Below are 3,622 nucleotides of genomic sequence, written 5' to 3'. Positions count from 1 at the left end.
AGGACGAGATGGGCATCGGCCGCCCGCCGTCGTACACACCCCTGCTGCAGATCCCCGACCTGCTGATCATGGCGTGGGGCGCGACCGTGCCGATGATCGCGCACGCCGCCGGCATCGAGCTCGACGAGATCACCACCACCTGGGAGAAGTGGGTGACGCCCAGCGACCGCACGACCGCCAAGGGCGTCATCGAGGCCGGCAACGTGGCGGCGATCCGGTTCACGATCAACGGCGTGTACGACGGGCGCGAGGTCATCACGCTCGAGCACGTCAACCGCATCGGCCTGGACGCGGCGCCGGACTGGCCGGCCGGCTCGGCCGACGACGTCTACCGCGTCGACATCATCGGCTCGCCCTCGATCAGCCAGGAGACCGCGTTCCGGTTCACCGACGGGTCAGGCCGCGCCCCGGCGGTCGCAGGGTGCCTCGCGACCGGGCTGCGGGCGCTCAACGCCGTACCCGCCGTCAACGAACTGCCGCCCGGCTGGGTGACCGCGCTCGACCTGCCGCTGATCCCGGGGGTCGGCACGATCCGTTGAGCGCGCGACGCAAGCAGCTGTCCCGCTACCGCAGAGTCAGCTGAGACGCCGGGATCTTCGCAGCGAGGTATCCGTAGCCACTGCCGTTGTCGACCAGGGAGTCCGGGTCGACTCCGTCGACCTCCCAGACATCGACCGGCCCGCCGGTGTTGTTCATCCTCGCGAACCACCCCACCTCGAACTCGTCTCGACACAGGAACACGCCCGCGACCTCCGGCGTCGGGCTTCCGGCGATCCCGGGTGCCGCGCCCATGCGCTCCCAGTCCAGGCCGTGCTCGGCGATCGACGCCCGGTTGAGGCGCGACGTCACGTGGTACAGGCGCACGGCGTCACCGTAGCCGCGAACGGCGTGGAGCACCGGCCTGCACAGCGATGAGGTCGTGAGCTCAGGCGCTCCCAGCGAGCCAGCCGCGCAGCGCCGGGAAGGTCCCGGTGCGCTGCTGCGCGGTCCGAGCTGGTCGGAGTGGCTGGCGACCCGGGGGCCTGAGGGGCACTACTCCCGGTCTGGAGGGGTGGGCAGGTCGGCGCTCCAGCGGGCGCGGCGCTCCTCGTCGGACTGCTCCCACCAGGGCGTTCCCCGCTCGCCGAGCGCGATCTTGGCGGCCTGCACCATGGCGCGGGTCTCCGACTCGGCCGGGGTGTCGCGGGTACGGCGTACCTCGCGCCGCCAGGCCATCAGGATGCGGGTGAGCTCTTCGCGGCGCTCGTCGGGGATCGCCGGGTCGGTCGCGCGCCAGCGTCGACCGTCGACCACGATGTACCGGCCGTCCGGGGTGTGCTCGGGCGTGGCCATGCCGCCAGGCTACGAGGCGGCGTCAGCGGGCGGCGACCACGCGGATCGTGTCGCCGGGTGCGACGACCGAGCCCACCGACGGGGTCACCTCGAGCACGGTCCCCTGGTCGAGGCCGCCGCCTTTGCCAGTGCTGACCTCGACCTGGAGGCCGAGCCCTCGGAGTCGCCGTGCGTAGGCGGCGGCCATCGTCTCGTTGCCGCCTCGCCGTGTGGCGATGTCCCCGATTCCCGGCACGGTGGTGTGGTCGCGCAGCAGCGTGAGGCTGTCGAGGATGCCGTCGACGACGTCGACCCCGTCGGCCGACGACGACTCGGCTACGAACATCACCTCTCGCGCTGTGAGGAGGACGCTCTGACGGGCCACGCCGTCGGTCACGATGACACGGGACCGCAGCGCGGGCTCACCCGCCACCTCGGTCTGCTCCCACCCTGCGGCGACGTTGACGGGGGTCCGTCCGGTAAGCACCGTCAGGCTGTCGACGTCCGCGGGCCGCGGCACGAGCATCAGGCAGGTCGGTCCCGGGTCGATGATCACCGTGTCGGCGGTGGGGGTGCCGCAGTTGGTCTCGTTCCTCGTCCAGCCCTGGGGTACGGCGGCGACCACGTCTCCTGCGCCGACATAGGTGTAGCCGTCGGCCAGGCTGTCGAAGTCGCTCGGCCCCTCGGAGGCGATCGGCGTGCGGGAGCCGTCGTCCGAGCCGCCCGTGCCCTGCCAGGCCAGGCCCGCGGCGATCGCGGCCATGGCGGCCGCCGAGGCCAGCACGGCCACCCGGCCCTGACGCCGGCGGCGGGCACGGGCGCGCATGAGGCCGATCGGCGGCGGGCCCACCGGGATCTCGGCGGCGCGCTCCTCGAGTCGGTCCATCAGCTGCTGGGCGTCCATGGGTCCTCCTGCTGGGATCACGGGTGGGTCAGGTTGGCGTCGGCGCCCAGCGCGGTGAGCGCCCGGGAGAGCCGGCTCTTGACGGTGCCGGGCGCGACGCCGAGCACGGCGGCCATCTGCGCCTCGCTCAGGTCGAGGTAGTAGCGCAGGACGACGGCGATCCGCTGGTCCTCGACCAACCCGGCCAGGGCCCGGTCGACGCCGATCTGGTCGATCACCGCGAGGCTGCCGTCGGCCTCCATGTGGTCGGGCGTGCGGTCGGGCAGCCGCTCGGTCGGGACCTCGCTGCGCCACATCCGGCGCCGGTGGTCGATGAAGGTGTTGACGAGGATGCGGTGGACGTAAGCGTCCCGGTCGTCGGCGCGGCTGACCCGCGACCACTTCACCAGGCAGCGCGTCAGCGCCGACTGCACGACGTCCTCGGCCTCGTGCGGCGTACACCCGAGCAACACGGCCGCGCGCACCAGCCGGGGCCAGCGCGCGGCGACGTACTCCCCGAACTCGTCAGCCTCGGGGTCGTGGGGTCGGTCCTGTGCCATCGGCACCTCCTCACCCCTCCGACGGGCCAGGGGCCCGCGTCGGTTCCGCGTTGACCCGCCCGAAAGTTTCGGGCGGGTCAACGTCGAATCGGCCCCGCGAGTGCCACGCTCATGTGATCTTGGGCCCATGAACCCCACCGTCAGGGTGATCCCGACCGGGAGCCGGTCGACGTCCAAGCAGGGGCTCGACCAGTTCGAGGGCGTCTCGGCGCAGAGCGTCGGGTCGGTCGGGCTGTGCGCCCACCTGCTGGCGATCCCGCCCGGCGCTCGCGCCAACGCGCACCGGCACGCCGGCCACGAGACCGCGATCTACGTCATCGAGGGCGAGACCGAGGTCTGGTTCGGCGAGGACCTCCGGTCGCACGCGATCGCGGTCGCCGGCGACTTCGTCTACATCCCGCCCGGGGTGCCGCACGTGCCGGTCAACACCAGCGCCACGCTCTGGGCTCGTGCCCTGGTCGCCCGCACCGACCCCAACGAGCAGGAGAGCGTCGAGCTGCTCCCCCACCTCGACGACCTGCCCCACCTGACCGGCGAGCACTGAGCGGTACGGCGGTTCAGCTCTCGCCCGCCGCTGCCCGGGCGGCGCGCTCGGCGACGGCGTACTCGTCGGTGCTGGCGTCGTAGCTCCAGAAGTCGCGCAGGATGCCGGCGGTGACGACCACGCCGGCGACGCAGGCCAGGCCGCCGCTGGTGATCGCGCCGCGCACGGTCCACAGGTCGGCGGTGACGCCGGCGCGGACCTGGCCACCGAGCGGGCCGAGCGAGTAGGACAGCATCTCGATTCCGGCCAGCCGGCCGCGCATCGCCTCAGGGATCGTCTGGCTCCACACCGTGGAGCGGAAGATACCGGAGATCATGTCGGCCG

At 72.7% G+C, this 3,622-nt stretch carries 5 protein-coding genes and 2 pseudogenes; 2 read left to right on the top strand and 5 right to left on the bottom strand.

The window, feature by feature from the left end; translation table 11 throughout:
* A pseudogene (locus Q0L15_RS15405) lies at positions 1-539 on the top strand (diacylglycerol kinase); the annotation flags it as partial.
* 25 nt (positions 540-564) lie between these two features.
* On the opposite strand, the gene Q0L15_RS15400 reads toward Q0L15_RS15405, so the two are convergent.
* From Q0L15_RS15400 to Q0L15_RS15385, 4 genes are all read right to left on the bottom strand, one after another.
* Positions 565-864: a hypothetical protein gene (locus Q0L15_RS15400; RefSeq protein WP_296605335.1), complete on the bottom strand. Its 300-nt coding sequence runs from the start codon at positions 862-864 to the stop codon at positions 565-567.
* A gap of 168 nt (positions 865-1,032) precedes the next feature.
* Positions 1,033-1,332, bottom strand: a complete 300-nt coding sequence (locus Q0L15_RS15395) for a hypothetical protein (RefSeq protein ID WP_296605334.1) — start codon at positions 1,330-1,332, stop codon at positions 1,033-1,035.
* A 22-nt stretch (positions 1,333-1,354) separates the two neighbouring features.
* Entirely contained in the window at positions 1,355-2,215 is an 861-nt protein-coding gene (locus tag Q0L15_RS15390) for a PASTA domain-containing protein (protein WP_296605333.1), read from the bottom strand.
* A gap of 17 nt (positions 2,216-2,232) precedes the next feature.
* The gene (locus Q0L15_RS15385) at positions 2,233-2,754 is read right to left on the bottom strand and encodes a SigE family RNA polymerase sigma factor (RefSeq protein WP_296605332.1); all 522 of its coding nucleotides are present in this window, start codon (positions 2,752-2,754) and stop codon (positions 2,233-2,235) included.
* Positions 2,755-2,881: 127 nt separating this feature from the next.
* Here Q0L15_RS15385 and Q0L15_RS15380 point away from each other — a divergent pair, with 127 nt between their 5' ends.
* On the top strand, positions 2,882-3,298 hold the full coding sequence (locus Q0L15_RS15380) for a cupin domain-containing protein (protein ID WP_296605331.1): 417 nt from the start codon (positions 2,882-2,884) through the stop codon (positions 3,296-3,298).
* A 13-nt stretch (positions 3,299-3,311) separates the two neighbouring features.
* On the opposite strand, the pseudogene Q0L15_RS15375 reads toward Q0L15_RS15380, so the two are convergent.
* Positions 3,312-3,622 (bottom strand): annotated as a pseudogene (locus Q0L15_RS15375) (MFS transporter); the annotation flags it as partial.

This window comes from Nocardioides sp., from assembly GCF_024509035.1.
Taxonomy (GTDB): Bacteria; Actinomycetota; Actinomycetes; order Propionibacteriales; family Nocardioidaceae; genus Nocardioides.
Note: the sequence above shows the minus strand (reverse complement) of the source record. Positions and strands in the feature narration are given on the sequence as shown.